Genomic DNA, 26,863 nt, shown 5'->3' on the forward strand with positions numbered 1-26,863 from the left:
GGGCAAGACCCGGCTCTACGACGGGGTCGGCGGCGTCGGACGTAGAGCCGGGTCTTGCCCGGCTGCTTTCGGCGTCCACCGGACCCAACGCAGGGTCGTTCATCAACTCGTCGAGCAGGGCCAGGTTGGCCGGCGCGCCGGGGGACGTCGGGGTGTCGAACGCCGGTGCGGGGGTGTCGGCCACCGGTCCCAACGCCGGGTCGTTCATCAGCTCGTCGAGCAGGGCCAGGTTGGCCGGTGCGCCGGGCGAGGTCGGGGTGTCGAACGCCGGGGCGGGAGCCTCAGGTTCGGCAGGCGCAGGCGGTGCCACGGCGATCGCATCGCCGAGCAGTTCTTCCAGGTAGTCGTCGAGTACACCAGGCGTGCTCATGCGGCGCGCTCCATCTGCTGGGCATCGTCGGCCAGGATCCACTCCAGCGCACGGCGATACGCCGCCAGGCCGCGGCCGGGGTAGTCATCCGACTGCGCCGGCACGGTCAGGCTGGCGGCATTGCAGATGCGGGTGTCCACCGGAATGGCGTCTTCCCAGACGCGGTGACCGTGGCGCTCCTGCATTTCCTTGACGGTTTCGTTGCCGGCGCGGGTGCGTCGGTCGAACAGGGTGGGCAGGATGCTCATGGGTAACGGGCGACGGCGCGAACGTTCGACCATTTCGCCGGTCCGGACCATGCCATCCAACCCGTGCAAGGCCAGCGGCTCGGCCTGGGTCGGAATGATCAGGCGGTCGGCGGCCGCCAATGCGTTGATCATCAATAGACCCAGGGTCGGCGCGCAGTCGAGCAGGATGTAGTCGTGCTGGCCCTGGTGGCGGGCCATGGCGTTCTGCAGGGCCAGACCGAGGCCGGGCTGGTTGGCGCTGCGACGCTCCAGCGTGGCCAGTGCGGCCTGCGCGCAGACGAAGTCCAGGCCGGGAATCTCGCTGCGGTGGGCGAGCGTCGCCAGTTCTGCCGGCGGCGTGGCGAACAACTCCAGCACGCCGGCAGGCGGCGGATCCAGCGGCACGTTGAAGGCGCGGGTCAGCGAAGAGTGCGGGTCCAGGTCGATCAGCAGGACGCGGTGACCCTGCGCGGCCAGGCCGCGGCCGAGTGCCAGGGTGGTGGTGGTCTTGCCCACGCCGCCCTTCTGATTGGCAATTGCCCAGATACGCATTGGTTCACTCCTTCATTGCAGGGGGGACGGCGGCGCCTACGCGGCTGCCGGCCGGCACCGGTGGCAACTGCACCGGCGCGAGGGGGGAAACACGGGGTGTGGTGGCCGGCTGGCCGAGCGCGTCCGGCGTGGTCTCGGCGGTGAGCTTGGCTCCCAGCGGGTCGACGCTCTGCGAGGTGTCGGCGAGGATGATGACCATCACCCGACGGTTGCGGTTGCGCCCTTCAGCGCTGCTGTTGTCTTCGCGCGGACGGAACTGGCCGTAGCCCACCATCGCCAGCCGGGCAGGCTGCAGGCCCTGGTCGGCGAACAGATGCACCACACTGGCGGCGCGGGCCGCTGACAGTTCCCAGTTTGACGGGAACAGTGCGGTGGCAATCGGCACGTCGTCGGTGTGGCCTTCCACGCGCACGCCATTGGGGGTATCGCGCAGCACTTCGGCCAGGCTCGACAGGGTCTGGCGGGCATGCACGTCGAGCGAGGCGGAGCCGGTGGTGAACAGGATGTCGCTGTTGATCTGCACTTCGATCCACAGCTCGGTCCGGCGCACGGTGATCATGCCGCGGTCGATCAGCGGAGCCAGGGTCGCGGTGAGACGGTCGGCAATTCCGTTGAGCTGCTGCTCGGCGCGACGGATCTGTTCCTGGTCATGCACCGACACCGGCATGCGCATCTGCGAGGCCATGGCCGGCAGCAGCGTGGGGTCGTTGGAGGGAGTCGGTGCCGACGGGCCAACGCGGTTGCCGGCCTTGATCACATTCGGGCTGTCCCAGCCGCCACCCTGCACCTGCTGGTTGCCGACCTGGACCGGGTTGATGGTGCGCGGCGCGCCACCGAAGGCGGTGGTCAGGGCATCGGCCATGACCCGGTACTTGCCTTCGTTGAGGGAGGAAATGGCGTACATGACCACGAAGAAGGCAAGCAGCAGCGTCATGAGGTCGGCGTAGGGGATCGCCCAGGCCTCATGGTTGGCATGCTCTTCGTGGGCTTTGCGACGGGCCATGTCAGTGCAGGAACCCGGACAGGTTGGTTTCGATGTTGCGCGGGTTCTCACCCTGGGCGATGGAGATCAGCCCTTCGATGATCATCTCGCGGTCGCGCGAGTTGTGGTGGATCACACTCTTGAGCTTGGCCGAGATCGGCAGGAACAGCAGATTGGCCGAGGCGATGCCGTAAATGGTGGCGGTGAACGCGGCGGCGATGCCGTGGCCGAGTTTGCTCGGGTCGGCGAGGTTCTTCATGACCGCGATCAGGCCCAGCACCGCACCGATGATGCCCAGGGTGGGGGCGTAGATGCCCATGCCCTCGAACACCTTGGAGGCGGCCAGGTCCTGGCTTTCCTGGTTGCTGAGTTCGATTTCCAGCATGTGGCGGATCGATTCCGGCTCGACACCGTCGACCAGCAGCTGCAGGCCTTTGCGCAGGAACGGGTCGTCCTGGGCCTCCACCTGGGCTTCCAGGCCCAGCAGGCCCTGGCGGCGTGCGATGTTGCTCCATTCCACGATCTGGCGGATCAGGTCGTGGCGGTCACTGCCCGGCGGACGCACGATCCAGCGCACGATCTTGAAGGCGTGCTTGAACACCGCCGGCGAGGTATGCAGCAGGATGGCCGCGAGCGTGCCGACGATCACGATCACAAACGCCGCCGGCGACCACAACGACGCCAGACCGGCTCCCTTGAGGATGCTGCCGCCGACCAGCGAGGCCAGGGCGAGGAAAAGTCCGATGAGGCTGAGTCTGTCCATTGTTCGGGTATCGGCGGGCAGGAAGCGGTCTTGAGCGACCGGGTGTCGCAGGGTGGACGGAGTTCACATTTCCGGCCGTCGCGTAGTGCCGGGCCATGCCCGGCAATACGTCATCGTGGGTTTATCGCAATCCATCCACGTCGAGGATCAGCGCCATGCGCCCGTCGCCGATCAGGGTCGCTCCGGCGTAGCCACGCAGGCCGCGCAGGGTCTTGGGCAGCGGCTTGATCACCACTTCCTCGCGGCCGCGGACCTGGTCCACGACCAGTCCGAAGCGCGCTTCGCCAGCCTGCAGCACTACGATGGTGAGTAGCGGCGAGGCCACCGGTTCCACCGCCAGCCAGTGGCGGAGGTCGACCAGGGGCAGGGTGTGCGAACGGCGATCCAGCACGGCGCGACCATCGAACCAGCCCAGCTGCGAATTGGGGGCGTGCAGCACTTCCATCACGCGGGCCAGCGGCAGGGCGTAGACGTCTTCGCCGGCCTGCACGAGCAGGGTCGGCAGAATGGCCAGGGTCAGCGGCACGCGGATCATGAAGCGGCTGCCACGGCCCAGTTCGGACTGGATCTGGATCTGGCCGCTGAGCTCGCGGATGCGCGACTGCACCACGTCCATGCCCACGCCACGCCCGGAGATGTCGGTGACCTCCTGCTTGGTCGAGAACCCGGGCAGGAACACCAGGTGCAGGCACTCCTCGCTGCTCAGGCGGGCCGCCGCTTCCGGATCGATCAGCCCCTTTTCGCGCGCCTTGGCACGCAGACGCTCGGGATCGATGCCGGCACCGTCGTCCTGCACTTCAATGCTGACGTAGTCGCCTTCCTGCTGTGCGGACAGACGCACGTGACCGCTGCGCGGCTTGCCCTGTGCTTCGCGCAGGTCAGGCATTTCCACGCCGTGGTCGATGGCGTTGCGGACCAGGTGCACCAGCGGGTCCGCCAGTGCCTCGACCAGGTTGCGGTCCAGTTCGGTGTCGGCCCCGATCAGTTCCAGCTCCACTTCCTTCTTCAGGTTGCGGGCCACGTCGCGGGCGACCTTGGGGAAACGGGAAAACACTTTGCCGACCGGCTGCATGCGGGTGCGCATGACCGCTGACTGCAGGCGCGCGGTGGCGATGTCCAGGGTCGAAACGGCGCGGTCCAGCTCTTCATCATGCAGGCGCGCGCGCAGGGTCTTGAGCCGGTTGCGTGACAGCACCAGTTCGCCGATCAGGTTGACGATGGCGTCCAGGCGCTTGGTGTCCACGCGCACGGTATGTTCGGCTTCTGCGACCGGCTTGGCAGCGGCCGGCTTCGGCGCAGAGGCCGGGGCGGCTGCAGGTGCCGCGGGACGCGGTGCCGGCGCAGCGGTGGCAACGGCGGTCGGTCGCGCACCGGGTGCGGCACCGCCATGCAGCTGGTCCAGCAGGGCTTCGAATTCGTCTTCGCCGATCAGGCCGTCGTCGGCCTTCTTGGCGGCCGCCACGGTGGTGGGAGCCGCGCCGCCGTGCAGCTGGTCGAGCAGGGCTTCGAACTCGTCATCGGTGATCAGGTCGCCTGCCGGCGCGGCCGCGGCCGCTGCCGGGGCCGCCGCCGTCGGGGCGGGTGCACCGCCATTGACGTCGAACTGGGCGATCAGCGCCGGTGGGGCGTAGCCGGGTTCTTCGCCGGCCGACACCGAATCGAGCATGGACTGCAGGTAGTCCAGCGACTGCTGGGCGGCATCGAAGTGATGGGCCTGCAGCACGGCCTGGCCCGAACGTGCCATGCCCAGGGTTTCCTCGGCGGCGTGGCACAGTTCGACCATCGCCTGGATGCCGAGGAAGCCGGCACCGCCCTTGAGGGTGTGGAAGCCGCGGAACACCGCATTGAGCTGGTCGGCATCCTGCGGGGCCTGTTCCAGCGTGACCAGCTGTTCGCCGAGGCGATCCAGGATCTCCTGGGCCTCGAGGATGAAGTCAGCGGCGATATCGTCTGGAACAGCACTCATGGTCTTAAAGCCCTAGATCGGAAAGCAGGTCATCGGCGTCGACCTGCGACACCGCATGGCGGTCCAGCCCATTGACGGCGGGTCCCGCCAGTCCGTTGTCCTGCTTTCGGGTGTCGTCATTCGGCGGCGGCAGACCCAGCGCGCCAAAGCCTTCGTGCACGCGGCGCACGATCCCCACCACGCGGCGGATGATCTGGCCGGTGAGGTCCTGGTAGCTCTGGGTCAGCGCGATTTCGGTCAGGTTGTGGCGAATGCGGTCGAGCTGCTGGTCCTGGTCGGGGCTGAGGCCGTCGGCACGCAGCTGCTCAGTGAGCGCGCGGCATTCTTCGGCCAGGTCCAGGGTGCGATGGGTGGCTTGTTCGGTCATCGCCACCACGTGGTCCAGGCGTGCGCAGGCATCATCGAGCTCGCCGGCTTCGCTGGGTACGGTCGGCAGCTCGCCCAGCGCCTGGCCGAGCTCGCGTGCCAGGCGGTTGAGGCCGGCCATCATCGGCTGGGTGCGCAGGGCGGCCAGTGCGTCGATTTCCCGGCGCCAGCCCGCTTCATCACCGCTTTCCAGCGCGGCCAGGGCATCCTGCAGGCGCTGCACCAGCGCGGACTTGTCGCTGAGGGTTTCCATCAGGCGCTCGCTGCCAGTCGTTCGAAGATCTTGTCCAGCTTCTCGGACAGGGTCACGGCGGTGAACGGCTTGATGATGTAGCCGTTGACGCCGTTCTGGGCGGCTTCGATGATCTGCTCGCGCTTGGCCTCGGCGGTCACCATCAGCACCGGCAGGGTCTTGAGCTTGGCATCGGCGCGGATCGCCTTGAGCAGGTCGATGCCCGTCATCACCGGCATGTTCCAGTCGGTGACCACGAAATCGAACGGCTGGCTGTTCAGCAGCGCCAGTGCGGCATGCCCGTCCTCGGCTTCGGCCGTATTGGTGAAGCCCAGATCGCCCAGCAGGTTCTTGACGATACGACGCATGGTCGAGAAGTCGTCGACGATCAGGATACGCATGTTCTTGTTCAAAGCACTTTCCTCGGTATCAAGTGTTCTCGAGGCCGGCGTCGGCCGCCTCGAAGATCTTCAGTCGGCCACGCAGGCGCAGCACCGCCTGGCCGTGGATCTGGCAGACGCGTGACTCGCTGACGCCGAGCACCGCGCCGATTTCCTTCAGATTCAATTCCTGTTCGTAGTACAGCGACAGCACCAGCTGTTCGCGCTCGGGCAGCAGGCCGATCGCCGCGCCCAGCTCACGACCGAACTCGCCGCGTTCGAGCACCTGCTGCGGGGTCGGGCCGCCCTGGGCCACCGTATCCAGCTCGCCCTGGTCTTCAATGCGTGATTCGAGGCTGAGCACCTGGCCGCGCGCGGCGTCTTCCATCAGGCGCAGGTACTCGTTCAGCGGCATATCCATGGCCGCGGCCACTTCGGTGGCGCTGGCGGCGCGGCCGGTGCTCTGCTCGAGCTTGCGGATCGCCGAAGCGGCGTCGCGGGCACGGCGGTGCACCGAGCGCGGCACCCAGTCGCCGCGGCGGATTTCGTCGATCATCGAGCCGCGGATGCGGATCGAAGCGTAGGTCTCAAACGAGGCACCCTGGTCGGCGTCGTAGCTGCGCGAGGCTTCGATCAGCCCCATCATGCCGGCCTGGATCAGGTCGTCGATCTCCACGCTGGCCGGCAGACGGGCCGCCAGGTGGTGGGCGATGCGCCGGACCAGGTCCGAATGCTGGGCAATGCATTCGGTGGCAGCGGCGCGCTGCACCTCTTTGTATTGTGCGGCACCTTTCATGCGGCCACCCCGCGCTGTTTGAGGATGCGCTCCAGGAAGAACTCCACGCCACCACGCGGCTCGGTCGGAGCCTGCCAGCGTGCGGTGCGACGGGCGATTTCAGTGATGGCCAGTGCCGCCGGGCTGGACGGGTAGGCCTTGACCACCGGCTGCTGGCGCTGCACCGACAGGCGCAGCCAGTCGTCCTGCGGCACACAGCCGAGGTAGTTCAGCGAGACGTCCGCCAGGAATTTGTCGCAGACGCGGCTCAGCTTTTCGTACAGGACGCGGCCTTCGTTCGGATCGCGGGCCATGTTGGCGACCACCTGCACGCGATCCACGCCGCGCTCGCGCGACAGCACCTTGATCAGGGCGTAGGCGTCGGTGATCGAGGCCGGCTCGTCGCAGACCACCACCACGGTGTCCTGCGCGGCCTGGCAGAAGGTCAGTACGCCATCGGTGATGCCGGCGGCGGTGTCGACGACCATGAAGTCCAGCTCGCGCTCCAGTTCGGAGAACACGTTGACCAGGCCCACATGCTCGGCCGGTTGCAGCTCGGCCATGTGACGGCGACCCGACGCGGCCGGTACCACCAGCACGCCGCCTGGGCCTTCCATGATCACTTCATCCAGCGTGCAGCGCCCGGCCACCAGGTCGGCGAGGGTCAGCTTGGGCTGTAACCCCAGGATGACGTCGATGTTGGCCAGGCCGAGGTCGGCGTCGAGCAGCAGGGTGCGTTTGCCCATGCTGGCCAGCGCCACGGCCAGGTTGGCCGAAACGTTCGTCTTGCCCACGCCGCCCTTGCCGCCGGTGACGGCAATGGTGCGGACAGGGCCGAGCGGCTGGCTGCGGGTGGCCGACAGCGGGAAGTTCTGGGTCAGCTTGGCGTACTCACGCGACGGCATGGTTCAACTCCGGGTTGCAGGGCATATCGGCCGCGCGGCGCAAATCTTCAAGGCGAAGTACAAGATTGGCAGCGGTGGCCCGGTGCAGGTCTTCAGGAACGTCCTGCCCGTCGGTCACCCAGGTGATGGGCAGGCGGTGGTCGACCGCCACGGACAGGGCGGTGCCAAAGCGGCCGGTCTCGTCCAGCTTGCTCAGCACCACGCCCTGCGGGTTGGCGGCGCTGAAGCGGCGGACGACCTCGTCCATGTCGCCGAAGCTGGTGTTGGCTGGCAGCACCAGCAGGGTGCGGATCTGGCTGGCGGCGCGCAGCCACTGCAGCTGGGCAGCCAGCGCGCGGTCGCGCGGGCCCAGGCCGGCGGTGTCGATCAGCACCAGCTTGTAGTCCTGCAGGCGCTCCAGCAGCTGGGTCAGGTCGCTGCCGCTGTTGGCCTCGTGCACGGCGATGCCGAGCTGGCGGCCAAACCCGTACAGCTGTTCGCGCGCACCGATGCGGCCGGTATCGGTGGTCACCAGGGCGACGTCACGGGGCGCATGGGCTTCGGCGAAACGCGAGGCCAGCTTGGCGATGGTGGTGGTCTTGCCGGCACCGGTGGGGCCGACCAGGGCAATCACGCCGCCGGCCTCGAGAGGGTCGATCGGGGCGATCGGCAGCTTGCGCGAAAGCAGGCCCAGCATCAGTCCGCGACCCCGGTGGGCCTCGGTATCCAGCGGGATCTGCAGGGCCACGTCGCGGCTGATGCCGGCGTCGAAGCCGTACTCGTCCATCAGGTCGAGGGCCGCGGCGCGCACCGGCGAGCCGCGCAGGCGTTCGTCGGTGAAGCGGGTCATCTCGCGCTCGATCACCTGGCGCATGCCGGCGACTTCGTGACGCAGCTGGCGCAGCTCTTCGTCATCGCGGGCGACCAGGCTCAGTGCGGGGGGCGGCGACGCGGCGGCCGGGGCAGCGAGCACCGGCGCTTCCATCTGTTCGACGGCGGCGGCCAGCGCGACCGCCAGTTCTGCCGGTTCGTTGGCTGCGCGCATCGGAGCCAGCGGACGGGCGACCGGTTCACGGACGGCCGGTGCCATCCAGGCCATCGGGGCGGCCGGGGCCAGCGGTGCCATCGGTGCCGGCGGTGCAGCAACGACCGGTGCCGGGGCGAGCGGGACGATGTCGACGACGTGAGCGACGTCAGCAACCGGGGCGAACACCGGCGAGTCTTCAATCGGGCTGAAGGTGGTGACGGCGGCGGTCACCGGAACCACCGGCACGGTTTCCCACAGCGGGGCAATCGGTGCGTCGACCGGCATGCGCTGCATCTGCTGCATCGGCTGGGGCGGCATCGGCGGCGGCACGGCACGGGCCAGCGGGGCGCGCATGTCCATCACCGGCTCGTCGTCCATCGGCGGGTCGATGATGAAGCGGGCGCGGTTGACCGGGGCCTGCGCGGCCGGCACCGGCGCAGCGGGTGCGTCCAGCGGGGCCGGGGCAGCGAGTCGGGCAGCGCCCTGCGCGACCGACGGGCGTTCAGCGGCGGCCGCCTGTTCCACATTGAACGGGGCGAAGATCTGCTCCGGCAGGGCGTCGACCAGCGCCTGCGGGGTGGCGCGCGCCAGGGTGGCGGCGAAGCCGCTGCTGCCCGGCGGCGGCACGTTCTCGTTGGCGGTATCCAGGGTGCGGCCGGTTGCTCCCACCGCAGCGCGCGCCAGCGCGGCGACGGCGGAGGTGGTGGCGGCGACCGGTTCGACGGCCGGCGCGGCGGTCTTGCGGCGCGTGACCGCTGCAATCATCGCGTCGGCAGCGCTGCGCGCACGCGGGGCGGGCGGCGGCGACGGCGGTGCGACGTCCTTGCGGGCGGCTTCCAGGGCACGCTGCACCGCACCTTCGTCGTAATTGGCGGCAGCGACGATCTCAACGCCTTCTTCGATCCGGCGATTGGACAGGATCACGGCGTCAGGGCCGTGTTCCTTGCGCACCAGATTCATGGCCGAGCGCATATCGGGAGCGACAAAGCGTTTGATTTTCATGCTGTGGTACCGGGACTTGGGCGGCTGTTCGGGGGAAGGGAAGCGCTGGTTGTCGTTGGTCTGCACGGTCCGGGGTTCCCTTCTGTTCCTGCTGCGTGATGTTCGTGGCGGTGTCTGTTTTCTGACGCTGTACTGTCGGAGTTCCGGCTCAGCTGATCGTGCCGACCAGCTTCAGCCGCTTGTCCTCCGGTACCTCGCTGTAGGCCAGGACCGACAGCGACGGAACGCTGTGGCGGACCAGGCGTGCCAGCGCGGCACGTACGGGGGCGGGGACCAGTACCACGGCGGGCTCGTTCTTCGCTTCCTGCTTGCCGACACATTCGGCCAGGCTTTGATGCAGTCGCTCGGCGAGTCCGGGTTCCAGTGCGGCACCATTCCCCTGAGTGGACTCCTGCAAGACCCGTTCCAATTGTGGGTTGAGGGTGAACACCGGCAGCTCCGGCGACATTCCGGCGATCTCCTGGACGATGAAACGGCCCAGTGCATTGCGCACGGCGGCGGTCAGCACGCCCGGGTCCTGGCTCAGCGGGGCGTGCTCGACCAGCGACTCGGCGATCTTGCGCAGCTGGCGGATCGGAATGCGCTCGATCAGCAGGTTCTGCAGCACCCGCACCACCACCGACAGCGGCAATGCCTTGGGGGTGAGGTCCTCGACCAGCTTCGGCGCGCTCTTGGCCAGGTTGGCCAGCAGCTGCTGGGCCTCCTCGAAGCCGAGCAGTTCCGGGGCATGCTCGCGGATCAGGTGCGACATGTGGGTGGCGACCACGGTGGCCGGGTCGACCACGGTGTAGCCCATGGATTCGGCGTGTGCGCGCTGGTGCGGCTGGATCCAGGTGGCGTCCAGGCCGAACGCGGGATCCTTGCCGGCAATGCCTTCCAGCGCACCCAGGGCGCTGCCCGGGTCCAGGGCCAGTTCGCGGTCGGGGTGGATTTCCGCCGTGGCGACCGGCACGCCGTGGATCAGCAGGCGGTAGGCGGTGGCTCCCAGTTCCAGGTTGTCACGGATGTGGACGGAGGGGATCAGGAAGCCGATGTCGTGGGTGAGCTTGCGGCGCACACCCTTGATCCGCGCCATCAGCTCGCCGCCCTGGTTCTTGTCGACCAGGGGAATCAGCCGGTAGCCGACTTCCAGGCCGAGCGGGTCGACCGGGCGCAGTTCGTCCCAGGTGAGTTCGGCGGTGGGTGAGGGCGTGCCACCCGGAAGGCCGATCACCGGGGCGTTCGGGTCGATCGGGGCGGCTTCCGCGGCGGCCGGAGCCTGCTGCTTCTTCCACAGCTTCCAGGCGATGAAGCCGAGAATCGCCGACAGCGTCAAGAAGGCGACGTTGGGCATGCCCGGGACCAGGCCGACCACGCCGAGGATGGCGGCAGTGATCGCCAGCGCGCGGTACTGGCCGAACGCCTGGCCCATCATGGCCTGGCTCATGTCCTGCGAACGCGAGGCGCGGGTCACCAGCATGGCGACCGCCGAGGACACCAGCAGGGCCGGCAGCTGCGCCACCAGACCGTCACCGATGGAGAGCAGGGTGTAGGTGGCGGCGGCGTCGCCGAATGGCATGCCATGCTGCAGCACGCCCACGGCCAGGCCGCCGATCATGTTGATGAACAGGATCAGGATGCCGGCGATGGCGTCACCGCGGATGAACTTGCTGGCACCGTCCATCGCACCGTAGAAGTCGGCTTCCTCGCGGACCTCTTCACGGCGGACCTTGGCTTCCTCACGCGTCAGCAAACCGGCGTTGAGGTCGGCGTCGATCGCCATCTGCTTGCCGGGCATGGCGTCCAGGATGAAGCGGGCGGTCACTTCCGACACGCGCCCGGCACCCTTGGTGATCACCACGAAGTTGATGATGGTCAGGATCGCGAACACCACGATGCCGACCGCGTAGTTGCCGCCGATCACGAACTCGCCGAACGCCGCGATCACCTTGCCGGCGGCCTCGTGGCCGTCCTGCCCATTGAGCAGGATGACGCGGGTTGAGGCCACGTTGAGGGCCAGCCGCAGCATGGTGGTGACCAGCAGCACGATCGGAAAGATGGTGAAGTCCAGCGGGCGCTTCACGTACACGACCGCCAGCAGCACCATCAGGGAGATGGCGATGTTGAAGGTGAACAGGGCGTCGAGCACGGGCGCGGCCAGCGGCACCACGACCATGGCCAGCAGGGCGAGCACGATCAGCGGGGCTCCCAGCCCATTGCGGATCATGTCCATGACGCGGCGGGCGTTCATGCCGCCGGGGGCGGGCTGGGCGCTCATGCGCGGCCTCCGTTGCCGAATTCATCCACGTCGATGCGCGGGCTGGCCGGCATCGGGCCGCCGCGCCAGGCGCGCAGCTGGTAGACGTAGGAGAGGACCTGGGCCACGGCCGAATACAGTCTCACGGGGATTTCCTTGCCGAGTTTCCCTTCCCGATACAAGGCGCGTGCCAAAGGCGGGGCCGAGACCAGCGGCACCTTGTTACCTTCCGCCACTTCACGGATGCGCAGGGCGGTTTCGTCTACCCCCAGGGCGACCACGGTGGGGGCCCCCATCTTGCCGCCGTCGTACTTCAGGGCCACCGCATAGTGGGTGGGGTTGACCACCACGACATCGGCGGTGGGCACCGCTTCCATCATCTGGCGGTTGGCCATCTGGTGCTGCATCTGGCGGATGCGGCCCTTCATTTCAGGGCTGCCCTCGCTTTCCTTCATCTCCCGGCGCAGTTCCTCGCGGGTCATCTTCAGCTTGCGCATCCAGTTCCAGCGCTGGTACGGCGCATCGATGGCCGCCAGCAGGACCATGGCACCGCCGGTGGCCAGCATCAGCTTGAGGGTGAAGCCCAGGCCATTGACGATGGCCGCTTCCAACGGCTGGTGGACCAGGTCGCGCAGTCCGCGGATGCCGTGCCAGACCACCAGCCCGGCGGCGACGCCCACAAAGGCCACGCGGAGCAGCGATTTGACGAACTCGGCGATGGCTTCGGGACCATACAGGCGCTTCATGCCGGACATCGGGCTGAGCCGGTTGAACTGCGGCATCAGCGATTTGTTCGACCAGCGCAGGCCGTCCATCACCAGCGGCGACAGCAGGCTGGCCAGCAGGCAGATCAGCACCAGCGGCCACATGGCCACCAGCAGCTGCAGCAGCAGTTCGCCGAAGTGGCCGAACAAGGCCTGCGGATGCAGGCGCAGGCCGGGCTCCGGGGTCAGCGCGGTCTTCATCCACTCGCGCGAGTTGGTGGCCATCGTCCCGGAAAAGGCCATCAACGTGGCCACGGCAGCTCCAAACACGGCGGCGGTGCCGAGTTCACGCGAGCGCGGGGTGTTGCCCTCTTCACGGGCATCGCGCAGGCGTTTTTCGGTAGGTTGTTCGGTTTTTTCGCCGGCTTGTTCTTCGTCGGACATCGGTCGTGCACCCGGGGGATCACCCGGGGTCGTGCAAGATCCGTGCCGAAGCCCCTGCCTCAGTTCAGAAAATCACCGCCCTCCGGCGCTTTCCATCCTGCCGCCACCTCGATCCGTGGCCGTGGCAGGTCATGCAGCTGCTGGAACCGCACCGGATCCACCGGGTGGCCCAGCAGATAGCCCTGCAGGTAGTCGCAGCCCAGCCGTTCCAGGTAGGCGCGCTGCCCGGCGGTCTCCACGCCTTCGGCCACGATGTCCATGTCCAGTGCGTGGCCCAGGGCGACAATGGCCGAGACGATCACCACGTCTTCCGAGCTGTTTTCCAGCTCGCGCACGAAGGCGTGATCTATCTTGATCTCCGAGGCCGGCAGGCGCTTGAGGTAAAGCAGGCTGGAGTAGCCGGTGCCGAAGTCGTCGATGGAGATGCCCACGCCGAGCCGGGCGAGCGACTGCAGCAGGCGCAGGCTGGCATCGGTGTCGCGCATCACCGTGCTTTCCGTGATCTCCAGAATCAACCGGCGCGGTTCGATCCGGTGGCGGGCGAGCACGTCGCGGACTTCGTTGAGCAGCTGCGGCGCGCTGAACTGGATCGGGGAGAGGTTCACCGACATGGTCCAGGTGTCGTGGCCGGCATCGTGCCATTGGCGCAGCTGGCGGCAGGCCTCGTTCAACGCCCAGCGACCGATGTCGTTGATGATGCCGCTGCGTTCGGCGAGGCGGATGAAGCGATCGGGCGGAATCAGGCCCTGTTCGGGATGCTTCCAGCGGATGAGTGCTTCGGCACCACTGACCGTGTGCCGCGACACGCTGAGCTTGGGCTGGTAGTGCAGGAAAAGCTGCGGAGTGCCGATCGCGCTGCGCAGGTCCGACAGCAGGCGGAACTGCTGCTCGGCGCTGTCGTTCATCCACTCGGCGAACACCGCAAATCCATTGCGTCCCGCTTCCTTGGCCTGGTACATCGCCGCGTCGGCATAGCCCATGAGATGGCGTTCGCTGGCGGCGTGGTCCGGGCAGATCGCAATGCCGATGCTGGCGGTCACCTGCAGGTCATTGCTGGGCACCAGATGGCTGCTGCCGATGGACTGGATGATGCGGCTGGCCAGTGCAGCGACGTCTTCATCGCCCTCGATGCCCACCACCATCACGAACTCGTCGCCACCCAGGCGGGCCAGCACGTCGGTATCGCGCAGCAGGTGGCTGGTGCGTTCGGCCACGGCAACCAGCAACGCGTCACCGGTCTGGTGGCCATAGGCGTCGTTGACCTGCTTGAAGCCGTCCAGGTCCATGAACATCACCGCGAAACGCGTGCCCCGCTGCTCGGCTTCGATCAGCGCACCTTCGATGTGCTGCTGCAACAGCCGCCGGTTGGGCAGGCGTGTCAGCGGGTCATGCAGTGCGGCCTGGCTGAGCTCGGCATGGGCGTCGTTGAGCGAGCTGCGCAGATCCTGGTTGCGCAGGCGCAGCAACTGCGACTGCATGCGCTGGTCAAGCCAGGACACCAAGAGCACCACGGCCAGGATGGCCACGGTGAGGATCATGACCAGCGTTGCCAGCCACTGCGAATGCAGACCTTCCCCAGCGGCGGCACCACAGATGCTGTTGGCCGGAAAACGGGCGGCTGCCATGCCGGTGTAGTGCATGCCGACGATGGCCATGCCCAGCACGATGGCGGGCGGCACGCGATGGCGCAGTCGGTTGTCGTGGTGGCGCAGCCGGAAGGCAACGAACAGTGCGACCCATGACGCCGCCACCGCAATCACCAGCGACAGCGTGACCCAGCCAGGGTGGTAATCGATGCCCGGCTGCATGCGCATGGCGGCCATGCCCAGGTAATGCATCGAGGCGATGCCGGCCCCCATCAACAGGGCACCCAGCGCGAGGTGCGAATGCGGTAGTGTCGGACGTGACACCAGCCACAGCGCATAAAGCGAGGAGATGATCGCGGCCAGCAGCGAGACCGTGGTCCAGAGAATGTCGTAACCCAGCGGTATCGGCAGGCGGAACGCCAGCATGCCGATGAAGTGCATCGACCAGATGCCGAGTCCCATCGCACAACCACCGCCGACCAGCCAGAGTTGGCCCTGCCGCGGTGTCGCCGCGGTACTGATGCGATTGGCCATGACCAGCGCGGTGAACGACGCCAATATGGCGACCAGCAAGGAAACGACGACCAGCCACGGCGTGTAGTTGCCGACGAGCATTGACGAATCTCCTAGCCCAGCACGTTGTAATCGAAAGTTTCCATCCCAAGACCTTTCGGTTGACGCTTCCACTGCGGCTGACAGCGGCCCCCCGTTGTCGTGCGCGCAAACTTTACGCACACCCCCGGGGGGGTATGCAATACCTGAAAGGGTAATATTTGTCGGAAAGTCGTTATTTATTGAGAACAGTTGAATAATCACGCGATGTGCACGCGAGATATTCAAATCTGATAAGTCGATAATCAGTGCGTAAGGCTGTCTGCAGCCTGGAATCCCGCATCAAACAGGCGTTGGACAGGTGGGCCGAGTTCACCCGCCAGCACGGTCAGCAGGAACAGCCCCAGCAGCAGCGAAACCGGCAGGCCGAGCTGGATGGGATTCAACGCGGGCGCGGCTTTGGCGAGTACGCCGAAGGCCAGGTTGATCGCCAGCATCGCCACGACCACCGGCAGCGCCAGCGACAGCGCGGCGCGGAAGACCTGCAGCACAAAGGTCGGCGCAACGCTGAGAAACGCATCCAGGTTCGGCAGTGAAGCCCCGATCGGCACCGCCTTGTAGCTGTCCATCAGCAACGAGATCAGCGCGAGGTGGCCATTGGCGGTGAAGAACAACAGGCCAAACAAGAGATAGAACCACTGGCCAATCACGCCGGAGCTGCCGCCGCGCATCGGGTCACTCATCTGTGCGAAGGCCAGACCGGTACCTTGGGCGATCAGTTCGCCGGCGAGTGCGCCTGCTTCAAACAGCAGCCTGAGCAGGAAGCCGATGGAAATGCCGATGGCCAGTTCACGGGCGATACCGAGCACGGTGGCAGCGTCGAAGCCGCTCCACGCCGGTACCGGCGGCAGCATCGGCGACAGCGCAATGGCCAGCGCACCGGCCAGCATGACGCGCACGCGGGCCGGTACCGCACGCGTGCCGACCAGCGGCATGGCCATGATCATCGCGCCGATGCGGAGCATGGTCCACAGAATCGTGCCGATCATGCCGAAGGCCTGCAGGCCGTCGGCGGCCATCTGGGTGGCGGAATCCATGGCCATGGCTACCCGATCAGATGCGGTATGCGCTGGAACAGCAGGACGGTGTACTCCACCAGGTGGCCGATCAGCAGGCTGCCCAGCGCGAACAACACGGCGGTAAGGGCGGCGGCCTTGGCCACGAAGGCGATGGTCGGTTCGTTGAGCTGGGTGGCGGCCTGCACCACGCCCACCACCACGCCGACAATCAGCACGGTCAGCAGCAACGGGCCAGCGACCCACAACACGGTGATCAGGCCGCCGCGCAGTTCGGTGAGGGCAAGTTCGGGGGTCATGGCTGCCTTACACCGCGTTGAAGCTGGCAGCCAGCGTGCCGACCACCAGCACCCAGCCGTCGACCAGTACGAACAGCAGGATCTTGAACGGTGCGGACACCAGCATGGGCGAAAGCATCATCATGCCCATCGACATCAGCACGCTGGCGACGACCAGGTCGATGATCACGAAGGGAATGAAAATCAGGAAGCCGATCTCAAACGCGGTCTTCAGCTCACTGGTGACGAACGAGGCGACCAGCACCGGGAACGGAATGTCATCGGGACTGGCATAGGTGCCGTGACCGGCCATGCCGGCGAAGGTCATCAGGTCGGTTTCGCGGATCTGCGCGAGCATGAACGCGCGCAGCGGCTGGGTCGTCAGATTCCAGGCGGTCTGGAAGTCGATTTCACCGTTGAGATAGGGAGCCATGCCGCTGCCCCAGGCCTTCTGCCAGACCGGCAGCATGACCATCGCGGTGAGGAACAGGGCCAGGCCCAGCAGCACCTGGTTGGACGGGGTCTGGCCGGTGCCCAGCGCCTGGCGCAGCAGGCCCAGCACGATGATGATGCGGGTGAATGCGGTCAGCACCAGCAGCATCGACGGGATCAGGGTGATCGCCGTCATCAGCAGCAGGGTCTGCAGCGGCAGGCTTACATTCTGGCCGCCGATCTTGCCGACGTTGACATCCGGCAGCGCCGGCACGGCCGGCGCGCCGGGGGCGGCCATCGCCAGGGCGGGCAGGGCGCACAGCAACAGCAGCAACAGCAACGGCAGGTAACGGGTCCAGGACGGTCGGGGGCCACGCATGATCATTTTTCCTTGCGCAGCCGCTGCTGCAGCAACTGCGCGAAATTCGGCAGGTTTTTCAGGTCCGGCAGGCGCGCCGGTTCGGGAATGGGAAGGGCTTCAGGCAGCTGATGCAGGGTGTTGATGCCGCCGGCGGTGACGCCCAGCAGCAACTGCTGCCCGTTGACTTCGACCACCACGACGCGCTCCTTGGCACCCACGTTGAGGCTGGCGACCACGCGCAGGCCTTCGGCGGGTTTGAAGCCGCTGCCGGGCAGGCGCTTGAGCACCCAGCCCAGGCCGACGATCAGGGCCAGCACGGCCAGCAGCGCGAGGACGGCCCCGAACATGCTGGGTGCCGCCGCGGCGTGCTGGCCGACCTTGGCCGCCGGCGCGCCGGCGGCGACAAGCGCGTGGATGATCAACGCAGTCTCCGGATCCGCTCGCTCGGGCTGACCACGTCGGTCAGGCGCACGCCGAAGCGGTCGTTGATGACCACGACTTCGCCGTGGGCGATCAGGGTGCCGTTGACGAACACGTCCAGCGATTCGCCGGCACCGCGTTCCAGTTCGACCACCGAGCCCTGGTTGAGCTGCAGCAGGTTGCGGATCGGCAGGCGGGCGCGACCGACTTCCAGCGACAGCGTCACCGGCACGTCCAGGATCACGTCCAGATTCAGATCCGGGGCACCGGCATCTTCGGCGTGCAGGTCGGAAAACTGGGCGGCAGCCGGTTCGTTGTTTTCGATGTCGTTCATTGCGGGTCTTCCTGGATGACGGGCCCGCGCGGACGGTTGCCGGGCGGATGGGTAGCGGTGATCTTTACGGCGTTCATGCCGTTGGCGATGCCGAACTGGCCGGTGAATACCGGGATGTTCTCCACGCACAACGGCACCTGGTTGGGCAGGTCAATGGGCAGGACGTCGCCGACTTTCAGCTTGGTGAGTTCACGCAGGCTCATGCGCTTGCTGGCAAGCACCGTGGACAGGGTGACTTCGGCGATGTTGAGCTGTTCGCGCAGCATCACACCCCAACTTTCATCGCGGTCGTTGCGGTCGCTCTGGATGCCGGCGTCGAGCAGCTCGCGGATCGGTTCGAGCATCGAGTACGGCAGGGTGACGTGGATGTCGCCGCCGCCGCCGTCAAGTTCCACATGCAGGCGGCAGACCACGACGTACTCGCGCGGGGTGACGATGTTGGCGAAGTGCGGGTTGATCTCGGAGTTGATGTACTCGAGCTCGACATCCATGACCGGGGCCCAGGCTTCGCGCAGGTCGGCGAAGGTCTGCTTGAGCAGCAGGTGGATGACGCGCATTTCGGTGGCGGTGAACTCGCGGCCTTCGATGCGGGTGGGGTAGCGTCCGTCGCCGCCGAAGAAGTTGTCGACGATGGCGAACACGAGGGTGGGTTCGAACACGATCAGGCCGGTGCCACGCAGCGGCTTGAAGCGGATCAGGTTCAGATTGGTGGGCACATACAGCGAGTGCATGTAATCGTTGAACTTGATCAGCTCGATGCCGCGCACGGACAGTTCGGCGGAGCGGCGGATCAGGTTGAACAGGCCGATGCGCCAGAGGCGGGCAAAGCGCTCGTTGACCATTTCCAGGGTGGGCATGCGCCCACGGATGATCCGGTCCTGGCTGGCGAAGTCGTAATTGCGGGCTTCACCGGGCGGAGCCAGGTCTTCCTTGGTTTCGACCGCGCCCGAGTCGACGCCATGCAGTAGGGCGTCGATCTCGTCCTGGGAAAGCAGGTCATTCATGGGGCGGCCCTTACTGGGTGACGAAGCTGGTGAACAGCAGTTCGTCGACGCTGTTGGTGCCGGTTTCGGCCTTCATCAGCTTCTGCACTTCGGCGAGGGAATCAGCCTGCAGCTTTTCCTTGCCGGCGCGATCGGCGATCTGGGCGGGCTCAACCTGCGAGAACAGCATGAGCAGCTTGGCGCGGATGGCGGGGGCGTGGAGCTTGAGGGCTTCGAGCGCGGCGGGGTCGCGGGTCATGAGCTGGACTTCGACCTGCAGGTAGCGGGGGCCGTCGAAGCTGCTGCTGAGGTTGACGACGAAGGGGGGCTCGAGCCCGAAGTACTGGGCAGGGGCGGGCACGGCGGGCTTGGCGGCGGCCTTCTTGTCGGGGGCCTTCTCGTCGTGGCTCTGGGTGAAGTACCAGACGCCGCCGCCAGCGGCACCGGCGGCGAGCACGGCGATCAGGGCGGAGATGAGCAACGGGCTGCGCGGCTTGGCGGCCTTGTCCTTGTCGGCGGATTTCTTGGTTTTATCAGCGGCTGCGGCCACGAGGGGAAGCTCCATTGGATTGCTTCCTGGCTACATGCAAGCGCTGTGCCGAATGGCTGTCCATGCTCACTGCCGGAATTCTGGCGCACCCCGGTAGCGCCGGCCGTTGGCCGGCCCAGGCGGTGCCTGGGCGTTCGCGAACGTCAACGTCAACGTCAAAAGCATCGGCTCTGTGTTGCCGTCTGGCTGGGCAGGTCGGGGTGGGCGTTCCGGGGGACGCCGCAAGTACGTCCCTGTAAGCTCGGTCGCCGCATCCATGCGGCTCACGCCCCCTCCAACCCACCCCGACCCGCCCTCGACAGGTGGTCGGTGACGGAGCCAGAAGCGGTAGAGTCGGTCGTAAGACGACTGCCGTGAACGGATCCGCGTTCTGTAACGCGTGACCCTGGATCGACGCCGGCTTTGGCGCTTTCCCGATTACGCGTATGCGTCCAACAACCCGCGCTGGCGCATCAATTGGGCCGAACTGACGGTGGTCTCCACCATCCCTGGCTCATCACCACCGCCGATCCCGCCGCGTTCACTGTTGCCACCGCCGGACTTCCCATCCTGCGCGGTCTGCTGATGACCTACGTCGGCATTGCCGAGCTGGAAGCCCTGGTCGTTCAGCATTTCCCGCAGTCGGGGCAGGGTGCTTTCCAGGGCGTGGCGGACGTCGGCATGGGCGCTGCTGAAGCTGGCGTGGACCTTGTCGCCGTCCATCTGCAGGCGGACCTCGATCAGGCCGAGGTCATGGGGGGTGACCTTGATGGTGGCGTGGCCGATCTTCTGGTCGGCAAGCCAGCCGATGCGGGCGCTGATGTCCTCGTCGAAGGACTCGCCACCGACGTGCGGGGTGGCGGTGGGGCTGCCGGCGAATGGGGTGCTGGCGGCACCGGTCTTGAGCTCGGCGGCGGTCTGCAGGGCGTGCAGGAACGGGGTGGTCGGGGCGTCGGCGTCAGCGGCACTGGCGGTCAGGGCGTCGGCGAGGGCCTTGGGCAGGGCGATGTCGTCGTTGGCGGCGGCGTCCAGGGGCAGGGCGATGGGGCCGGCGTCGGCGCTGGCCGCAGCGGCGTTGATCGCCGGCGCGGCGGCGTTGGGGGTGCCGGCTGCGGGCGCAGGCGGGGTTGCGGTCAGCAGGGTGTCCGTCTTGCCCGCCAACAGCGGGTCGGAAACCACAGGCGTGGCGGCGGGGGCCGCCGGCGCATCCGTCGCGGCGGGGACGAGACCGGTCAGGGCGAGCCCGGCCAGGCCGAGGGGGGGCCAGGGCGCGGCATCGGCCTCGTCACCGGCGGCGGACTCAGCGGGGGAACTGGCCTCTGCGCTTGCGGTGGTGGGGGCGGTGGCGTCGCTGGACGTCTCGTCGGCGTGGCCGGGCTTGTCGGTGGTGCGCTTGCCGGTGGGGTCTTTTGCCGCAGTGGTGTCGTCTTTGCTCGGGTTGCTGTCGGCGCTTTTGGGCTTGGGTTTGGCGGAGGCCTCGGGCGCACGTGCGCTGTCTTTGCCGCCCTTGAGCAGGGCGTCAAAGTCCTGGCGGCCACCGGTGCCGCTGCTGGCGCTGTTGCTGCTGCCGGCGGAGGCGCCGGGGGTGCTGGAGGTAGTGGACGGGGCGCTGCCGCCGAGGAGGGTGGGGGACATCACGGGGTACCTCCGGATTCGGCATCCTGGTTCTGGGTCTGGCGGCTGCGGCGCGCACCGATGTCGTCCATCTCGCGCTGGTCGCGGCGGTCGATCAGGACCTTTTCCTGGGCGCGATAGCTGGCGGCCAGCTGTTCGAGCACGGCCTTGTCACGGCTGGCGAGGATCAGACGGGCGCGCTCGGCTTCGACTTTTTCGCGGTTGCTGTCGACGGTCTGGCGCTGCTGGGCGACCGCACTGTCGAGGCGATCCAGGAAGGCGCGGCGGTTGAGTAACTGGGCCGGGCTGGTGGCCGCCATCTGGGCGTTGGCGTACTCCTCGGCGTAGCGACGCAGCTCCTCGAGCCGGGCGAGGTGGGTGTCGAGCACACGCTGGCGCTCGGCCAGGTCGCGGGCGACGGCATCTTCATGGTCCTGGGCCCGCTTGAGCAGGGGGTCAATGCGCTTGGACTGGATCATGGCTTAGTTCTCTCTTTCCACCAATTGCTTCAATGCGGCCTGGCTGTGCGGGAGGTCGGCGGCCTTGCCGACGTCCTGGCCCAGGAATTCAACAATCTCCGACCAGCGCTCCAGCGCTTCGTCGGTGGCCGGGTCATTGCCGCGCTGATACGCGCCGATGGCGATCAGGTCGCGGTTGGCCGAATACGCAGAGACCAGTCGCTTGAGCTTGCGGATGCGCAGGCGCCAGGGTTCGTCGGCGATTTCCGTGACCACGCGGCTGACCGAGGATTCAACGTCGATGGCGGGGTACAGGCCGCTGTCGGCGACCCGGCGCGAGAGCAGGATGTGGCCGTCCAGAATGGCGCGGGCGGCGTCGGCAATCGGATCCTGCGGGTCGTCGCCTTCGGTGAGCACGGTGTAGAAGGCGGTGATCGAACCGCGACCTTTGGCCCCGTTGCCGGCGCGCTCCACCAGTGCCGGCAGTTTGGCGAACACCGACGGCGGATAGCCGCGGGTCGTGGGCGGCTCGCCCACCGACAGGCCGATCTCGCGCTGCGCCTGGGCGAAGCGGGTGAGCGAATCCATCAGCAGCAGCACGTTCAAGCCCTGGTCGCGGAACCATTCGGCGATGGCCGTGGCGCGGTAGGCACCGTGCAGGCGCGCCAGCGGCGGCCGGTCGGCCGGGCTGGCCACGACCACGGCGCGGCGCAGGCCTTCTTCGCCGAGCGTGCTTTCGACGAAATCGCGCACTTCGCGGCCACGTTCGCCGATCAGGCCGACCACGATCACATCGGCCGAGGTGTAGCGGGTCATCATGCCGAGCAGGGTGGACTTGCCCACGCCGGAACCGGCGAACAGGCCGACGCGCTGCCCGCGACCAATCGGCAGCAGCGCGTTGATCGCGCGCACGCCGACGTCCAGGGGCTGGGTGATGGGTTCGCGGGCGAGCGGGTTGATCGCCACGCCGGCCATGCCGACGGTACCTTCGGCGCGGATCGGGCCTTTGCCATCCAGCGGTACGCCGTCGCTGTCGATCACGCGGCCAAGCAGGCCTTCACCTACTTCCACGCCGCCACGGCCGAGCACCGGCACCACGCGGGCATTGGGCAGCAGGCCGTGCAGTTCGGCGCTGGGCATCAGGTAGGTGCGTTCGCCGGCAAAGCCGACTACTTCCGCGTCCACCCAGGCTCCGCCGGCGACTTCCACCTTGCAGCTGGCACCCATCGGCGATTCGCAGCCGACCGCCTCCAGGGTGAGTCCGACCGCGCGGCGCAGCACGCCTTCGCGGATCAGGCCGCGCCCATGCGTGGCGTCCGGGCGGATGCCGTCCAGACGTGCAGCCAGGCGCAGGTTGCGGGCGGCGGCCCAGTCGGCGGGCGGCGGGGTCATGGGTTCGGTGTTCATGCGCCGGCTCCGGTGGTGCGCAGCACCGCGTCCAGTGCACCGCGCAGGCGCGCATCGAGGGTGCCGTCGACGCGCACGGCTTCGGCGTGCACGCGCAGGTCGCCGCGGCTCAGGCTGAGGTCGGGCACCAGGCGTTGCTGCGGTGAAAGCTGCAACAGCGGTGAGAGTGCGGCGATATCGTCCGGGTGCAGGCGCACCTCGACGTCGCGGCTGGCTCCGCCCACGGCGTCGACGGCTTCATGCACCAGCTGGCCGAGCAGGGCCGGGTCGGCCTCGTAGGCGCGGCCGACCAAGGTGCCGGCAATGCGCACCGCCAGCTCGCCCAGTGCGGCCACGACCTCGTTTTCCAGTCGCACCAGCGGCCGGCTGAAGTTGTCCAGGATGCCTTCGATCTGCGCAACCAGTCGCCGCACTTCGGCCTGGCCCTGCGCATGACCGTCGGCATGGCCGCGCTCGAAGCCTTCCTTTTCGGCTGCGTCCTGGATCTGCTGGATCTCCTCCAGGGTCGGCGGCTGCAGGACCGGTTCGGGCTCGTGTTCGGGCTCCAATCCGGCCAGGTCGAAGTGATCGTCCTGGGGCAGGCGGGGTTCGGCCAGCAGGTCCGGAGCCATCCAGCGCACGGCGTGGTTCATAGCATGGCCTCCGCACTGCCACCCAAGGCGACCGTGCCTTCATCGGCCATGCGCTTGACGATGGCCAGGATCTCGCGCTGCGCCGCCTCGACGTCGGACAGACGCACCGGGCCGCGTGCCTCCATGTCTTCGAGCAGGATCTCGGCGGCACGCTGGGACATGTTGCGGGTGATCTTGTCGCGCACCTTGATGTCGGCACCGCGCAGCGCCAGGCCAAGCCGCTCGCCGCTGACTTCGCGCAGCACCAGCTGCATTTCGCGGTCTTCCAGGTCGATCAGGTCGTCGAACACGAACATCTTTTCCTGGATGCGGGCGCTCAGCGGCGCGTCGATGCGCGAGATCTCACCGAGGATGGCCTGGTCCTGGCCGCTGTCCATGAAGTTGAGGATGTTGGCCGCGCACTGCACGCCGCCGATGTTGGACGACTTCAGGTTCTGGTTGCCGGCGAACTGGCGTTCCATGATCTCGTTGAGCTCGTTCAGTGCATTGGGCGGGATGCCGTCCAGGGTGGCGATGCGCAGCAGCACATCGACGCGGGTACGCTCCGGCAGCAGCTTGAGTGCCTCGGCGGCCTGGTCGGTTTCCAGGTGGGCCATGACGATGGCGATGATCTGCGGATGCTCGTTGCGGACCAGGTCGGCCACCGCGCGCGGGTCCATCCACTTCAGTGCGTCCAGGCCGGTGGTGTTGCGCCCGAGCAGGATGCGGTCGATCAGGTTGCCGGCCTTCTCGCTGCCCAGCGCCTGCACCAGCATGTTGCGGATGTAGTCGTCCGAGCCCACGCCCAGCGAGGTCTTGGAGTGCAGTTCGGTGTTGAACTGCTCCATCACCCGGTCGACCTGGTCGCGCGTGATGTCGCTCATGGTGGCCATGGCGATGCCGATCTTCTGCACCTCCTTGGGTTCCATGTGGCGCAGCACTTCGGCCGCCTCCAGTTCACCCAGCGACAGCAACAGGACGGCGGCGCGCTGTACGCCGCTCAGCGATGCAGGGGTCTCAATCATTGGCCACCCAGCCCTTGACCACCTGGGCCACGCGCTTGGAATCGGTCTTTACAGCTTCACGCGCCATGCGCAGTCGTTCCTCGTAGGAGTCCACCGGCAGTGCCAGCGGCTCGTTGCCGGACAGGTTGACGCGGTCACCGGCGAGCAGTGGCAGGCCTTCGCCATCGTCCACCAGCTGCACATCGGCGCTGTGCGGTTCCTGCGCCAATTCCTTGACCGGCTTGTCCGATCCGGTGATCGAGCGCAGGGCCGGGCGCAGCACGCCGAACAGCAGGGCCAGCACCACGATGGCACCGAGCAGCAGACGCAGACCGTCCTGCACCTGCGGCATTTCCCACCACTTCGGGGCTTCCACCGGAGTGGTTTCGCGCACGAACGGCGCGTTCATCACACTCACCGTGTCACCGCGCTCGGCATTGAAGCCGACCGCCTGCTTGACCAGCGCTTCCACGCGGGTCAGCTCGGCCGCCGACAGCGGCTGTTCCACGGTCTTGCCGTTGGCTCCAGGCCGCGGCACGTTGTCCAGCAGCACCGCCACCGAGACCCGCTTGATGCGGCCAGCCGGCTGGCGGGTGTGCTGCAGGGTGCGGTCGAGCTCGTAGTTGCGGGTCGCGTTGCGTGAGGTTTCGGTCGGGGTCTGCGCGGTCGGCGGAGCGGCGGCCGCACCCGGCGGGGTGTTGCTGGCCGCACCCGGCACGCCCTGCGGGCCGGCTTCGGTGCTGGTGTTTTCGCTGGTCTGCTCGCTGCGCAGCTTCTGCGGCTCGCCGTTGTACAGCTCGCGCGCTTCTTCGGTGACCGAGAAGTCCATGTCCACACTGACTTCCGGGTTGACGCGGCCCGGGCCGGTCATCGGTTCCAGCAGTTCGCGGATGCGCTGGTTGAACGAGGTTTCCTGGCGGCGGACCTGCTCGAACTGGGCGGCATTCACTGCCGCTTCGCTGTTCGGGTCGGACACGCTGAGCATGCGCCCGCTCTGGTCCACCACGGTGACGCGCTCTGCAGCGAGATCGGGAATGCTCGCCGCCACCATGTGCACGATGGCGTCGATCTGGCCGCGCTCGAGCTGCTGGCCGCCGCGCAGTTCCAGCACCACCGACGCGCTGGCGACGTCGCGCTGGCGGGTGAAGGCGCTCGGCTTGGGAATGGCCAGGTGCACGCGCGAATCGCGCACCGGGCGCAGGGTATTGATGGTGCGCGACAGTTCGGTTTCCAGCGAGTGCTGGTAGCGGGCGTTCTCCATGAACTGGCTGACGCCGAAGCCCGGATCACGCTCCATCAGTTCAAAGCCGAGGCGGCCGCTGTCGGTCAGGCCGGAGCCGGCCAGCTTCAAGCGTGCGTCGTGCAGGTTCTTCTCCGGTACGGTGATGCCGCCGGTGGCCGGGTCGAGCTCGAAAGGAATCTGCGCGGCGCGCAGCAGGTCGGTCGCCTCGGCGGTCGCCTTCTGGTCGAGCCCGGTGTACAGCGGCACCATGCCCGGCTTCTGCGACCAGAAGAACACGAGCAGGCCCGCCGCCACGGCCACGGCGATCATCGCCATCAGGCCGAGCCGACGGGTGATCTGCAGGCTTTGCAGCCGGTCAAACCACTGGCCCGCCTTTTCGGCGTTCAGGGATTCCTTGGTGAGCGACAGGGCCATGCGGGTCTATCCTTACAGCGGCATGTTCATCACGTCCTGGTAAGCCTGGACGAGACGGTTGCGGACTTCCACGGTGGCGCGGAAGGCGATCTGGGACTGCTGCGAGGCGACCATGACCTTGGCCAGGTCGGCACCGGGTTCGCCCAGTTCAAAGGCGCGGGCCAGCGCGCCGGACTTCTGCTGGGCCTCGTTGACGCCGGCCAGTGCACCCTTGAGGGTGTCGGTGAAGCTGGGGGCCTGTACGACCTGCGTGCCAGCCAGTCCCTGCAGCGCATTGGTCTGCGGCGACTCGGCCAGCGGATTGACCGCCGTGGTACCCATCTGGGTCTGATAGGTGCGGATCTGGGACAGGATCGAAGTGACGGAATGTGACATCTGAAGCGTTCCGAAAACAGGGATGGGGGATTACACCCGGATACCTTGCAAGCCCTGTGCCGAAATCACTGAGTGGTTCAGATTTGTGGTGATGTGAAGGTGTGTGAGCGTCCGTTGTCGCGACCTGTCAGCGAACTGGCGCGAAAAATGTGACGCAGTTCCGCCGTGAGCGCGGGTCGCGAGAAGCGCGACAGAAGCCCGGCGTCGAAAAACCGGCACCCTTGCACGACCACGCCCGGGACCGGCCCGGGCGTGGTCGTTCCCCAACGGTGTGCG

The 26,863-nt window shown here is 67.3% G+C and carries 27 protein-coding genes and 1 pseudogene; all 28 read right to left on the reverse strand.

Features of this window, described 5'->3' with window-relative positions; all coding sequences use genetic code 11:
* A pseudogene (locus tag QMX83_RS09445) lies at positions 1-370 on the reverse strand (hypothetical protein); the annotation flags it as partial.
* Complete coding sequence (locus QMX83_RS09450; RefSeq protein ID WP_282296371.1) at positions 367-1,149, reverse strand: ParA family protein; 783 nt, start codon at positions 1,147-1,149, stop codon at positions 367-369. The gene QMX83_RS09450 and the pseudogene QMX83_RS09445, both read right to left, overlap by 4 nt.
* A gap of 4 nt (positions 1,150-1,153) precedes the next feature.
* On the reverse strand, positions 1,154-2,152 hold the full coding sequence (gene motD, locus QMX83_RS09455) for a flagellar motor protein MotD (protein WP_282296372.1): 999 nt from the start codon (positions 2,150-2,152) through the stop codon (positions 1,154-1,156).
* 1 nt (position 2,153) lies between these two features.
* Positions 2,154-2,894 (reverse strand): flagellar motor protein, encoded by a 741-nt coding sequence (locus QMX83_RS09460; protein ID WP_282296373.1) that lies wholly within the window; start codon positions 2,892-2,894, stop codon positions 2,154-2,156.
* Between the two features lie 121 nt (positions 2,895-3,015).
* Entirely contained in the window at positions 3,016-4,860 is a 1,845-nt protein-coding gene (locus tag QMX83_RS09465) for a chemotaxis protein CheA (protein WP_282296374.1), read from the reverse strand.
* A 4-nt stretch (positions 4,861-4,864) separates the two neighbouring features.
* A complete protein-coding gene (locus QMX83_RS09470) occupies positions 4,865-5,479 on the reverse strand; it encodes a protein phosphatase CheZ (protein ID WP_282296375.1) in 615 nt (204 codons plus the stop codon).
* Positions 5,479-5,871: a chemotaxis response regulator CheY gene (gene cheY, locus QMX83_RS09475; RefSeq protein WP_185750198.1), complete on the reverse strand. Its 393-nt coding sequence runs from the start codon at positions 5,869-5,871 to the stop codon at positions 5,479-5,481. Before cheY ends, QMX83_RS09470 begins: the two co-directional genes overlap by 1 nt.
* Before the next feature lie 16 nt (positions 5,872-5,887).
* Positions 5,888-6,634: an RNA polymerase sigma factor FliA gene (locus tag QMX83_RS09480; protein ID WP_125361376.1), complete on the reverse strand. Its 747-nt coding sequence runs from the start codon at positions 6,632-6,634 to the stop codon at positions 5,888-5,890.
* On the reverse strand, positions 6,631-7,518 hold the full coding sequence (locus QMX83_RS09485; RefSeq protein ID WP_282296376.1) for a MinD/ParA family protein: 888 nt from the start codon (positions 7,516-7,518) through the stop codon (positions 6,631-6,633). The genes QMX83_RS09480 and QMX83_RS09485 overlap by 4 nt, the downstream gene beginning before the upstream one ends.
* Entirely contained in the window at positions 7,505-9,526 is a 2,022-nt protein-coding gene (locus QMX83_RS09490) for an AAA family ATPase (RefSeq protein ID WP_282296377.1), read from the reverse strand. The genes QMX83_RS09485 and QMX83_RS09490 overlap by 14 nt, the downstream gene beginning before the upstream one ends.
* A 148-nt stretch (positions 9,527-9,674) precedes the next feature.
* The gene (gene flhA / locus QMX83_RS09495; RefSeq protein WP_282296391.1) at positions 9,675-11,756 is read right to left on the reverse strand and encodes a flagellar biosynthesis protein FlhA; all 2,082 of its coding nucleotides are present in this window, start codon (positions 11,754-11,756) and stop codon (positions 9,675-9,677) included.
* Positions 11,757-11,779: 23 nt separating this feature from the next.
* Positions 11,780-12,910: a flagellar biosynthesis protein FlhB gene (gene flhB / locus QMX83_RS09500; RefSeq protein ID WP_282296378.1), complete on the reverse strand. Its 1,131-nt coding sequence runs from the start codon at positions 12,908-12,910 to the stop codon at positions 11,780-11,782.
* A 59-nt stretch (positions 12,911-12,969) separates the two neighbouring features.
* Positions 12,970-15,111 carry an EAL domain-containing protein gene (locus QMX83_RS09505; RefSeq protein WP_282296379.1) on the reverse strand — a complete coding sequence of 714 codons (2,142 nt, stop codon included), beginning with the start codon at positions 15,109-15,111 and terminating at the stop codon, positions 12,970-12,972.
* A gap of 242 nt (positions 15,112-15,353) precedes the next feature.
* Complete coding sequence (gene fliR, locus QMX83_RS09510) at positions 15,354-16,145, reverse strand: flagellar biosynthetic protein FliR (RefSeq protein ID WP_282296392.1); 792 nt, start codon at positions 16,143-16,145, stop codon at positions 15,354-15,356.
* A gap of 8 nt (positions 16,146-16,153) precedes the next feature.
* Positions 16,154-16,423 carry a flagellar biosynthetic protein FliQ gene (locus QMX83_RS09515; RefSeq protein WP_102945495.1) on the reverse strand — a complete coding sequence of 90 codons (270 nt, stop codon included), beginning with the start codon at positions 16,421-16,423 and terminating at the stop codon, positions 16,154-16,156.
* A gap of 7 nt (positions 16,424-16,430) precedes the next feature.
* The gene (fliP, locus tag QMX83_RS09520; RefSeq protein ID WP_282296380.1) at positions 16,431-17,219 is read right to left on the reverse strand and encodes a flagellar type III secretion system pore protein FliP; all 789 of its coding nucleotides are present in this window, start codon (positions 17,217-17,219) and stop codon (positions 16,431-16,433) included.
* Positions 17,216-17,611 (reverse strand): flagellar biosynthetic protein FliO, encoded by a 396-nt coding sequence (gene fliO, locus QMX83_RS09525; protein WP_282296393.1) that lies wholly within the window; start codon positions 17,609-17,611, stop codon positions 17,216-17,218. The genes fliP and fliO overlap by 4 nt, the downstream gene beginning before the upstream one ends.
* A gap of 2 nt (positions 17,612-17,613) precedes the next feature.
* Entirely contained in the window at positions 17,614-17,949 is a 336-nt protein-coding gene (gene fliN, locus QMX83_RS09530; RefSeq protein WP_282296381.1) for a flagellar motor switch protein FliN, read from the reverse strand.
* Positions 17,946-18,953 carry a flagellar motor switch protein FliM gene (gene fliM, locus QMX83_RS09535; protein ID WP_282296382.1) on the reverse strand — a complete coding sequence of 336 codons (1,008 nt, stop codon included), beginning with the start codon at positions 18,951-18,953 and terminating at the stop codon, positions 17,946-17,948. The genes fliN and fliM overlap by 4 nt, the downstream gene beginning before the upstream one ends.
* A 10-nt stretch (positions 18,954-18,963) precedes the next feature.
* On the reverse strand, positions 18,964-19,497 hold the full coding sequence (locus QMX83_RS09540; protein WP_282296383.1) for a flagellar basal body-associated FliL family protein: 534 nt from the start codon (positions 19,495-19,497) through the stop codon (positions 18,964-18,966).
* Between the two features lie 402 nt (positions 19,498-19,899).
* Positions 19,900-21,096 carry a flagellar hook-length control protein FliK gene (locus tag QMX83_RS09545; RefSeq protein WP_282296384.1) on the reverse strand — a complete coding sequence of 399 codons (1,197 nt, stop codon included), beginning with the start codon at positions 21,094-21,096 and terminating at the stop codon, positions 19,900-19,902.
* Positions 21,096-21,554, reverse strand: coding sequence for a flagellar export protein FliJ (gene fliJ / locus QMX83_RS09550; RefSeq protein WP_282296385.1), 459 nt, complete (start codon positions 21,552-21,554; stop codon positions 21,096-21,098). Before fliJ ends, QMX83_RS09545 begins: the two co-directional genes overlap by 1 nt.
* 3 nt (positions 21,555-21,557) lie before the next feature.
* A complete protein-coding gene (locus QMX83_RS09555) occupies positions 21,558-22,940 on the reverse strand; it encodes a FliI/YscN family ATPase (RefSeq protein WP_282296386.1) in 1,383 nt (460 codons plus the stop codon).
* Entirely contained in the window at positions 22,937-23,572 is a 636-nt protein-coding gene (locus QMX83_RS09560) for a FliH/SctL family protein (RefSeq protein WP_282296387.1), read from the reverse strand. The genes QMX83_RS09555 and QMX83_RS09560 overlap by 4 nt, the downstream gene beginning before the upstream one ends.
* Entirely contained in the window at positions 23,569-24,555 is a 987-nt protein-coding gene (fliG, locus tag QMX83_RS09565) for a flagellar motor switch protein FliG (protein ID WP_282296394.1), read from the reverse strand. Before fliG ends, QMX83_RS09560 begins: the two co-directional genes overlap by 4 nt.
* 13 nt (positions 24,556-24,568) lie before the next feature.
* Positions 24,569-26,212 (reverse strand): flagellar basal-body MS-ring/collar protein FliF, encoded by a 1,644-nt coding sequence (gene fliF, locus QMX83_RS09570; RefSeq protein WP_282296388.1) that lies wholly within the window; start codon positions 26,210-26,212, stop codon positions 24,569-24,571.
* Between the two features lie 12 nt (positions 26,213-26,224).
* A complete protein-coding gene (fliE, locus tag QMX83_RS09575) occupies positions 26,225-26,587 on the reverse strand; it encodes a flagellar hook-basal body complex protein FliE (RefSeq protein WP_282296389.1) in 363 nt (120 codons plus the stop codon).
* A gap of 77 nt (positions 26,588-26,664) precedes the next feature.
* Positions 26,665-26,863, reverse strand: a 199-nt coding sequence (locus tag QMX83_RS09580; RefSeq protein ID WP_282296390.1) for a hypothetical protein, incomplete at its 5' end; no start/stop codon positions are given.

It is taken from the genome of Stenotrophomonas sp. PS02289, assembly GCF_029960115.1.
Lineage (GTDB): Bacteria > Pseudomonadota > Gammaproteobacteria > Xanthomonadales > Xanthomonadaceae > Stenotrophomonas.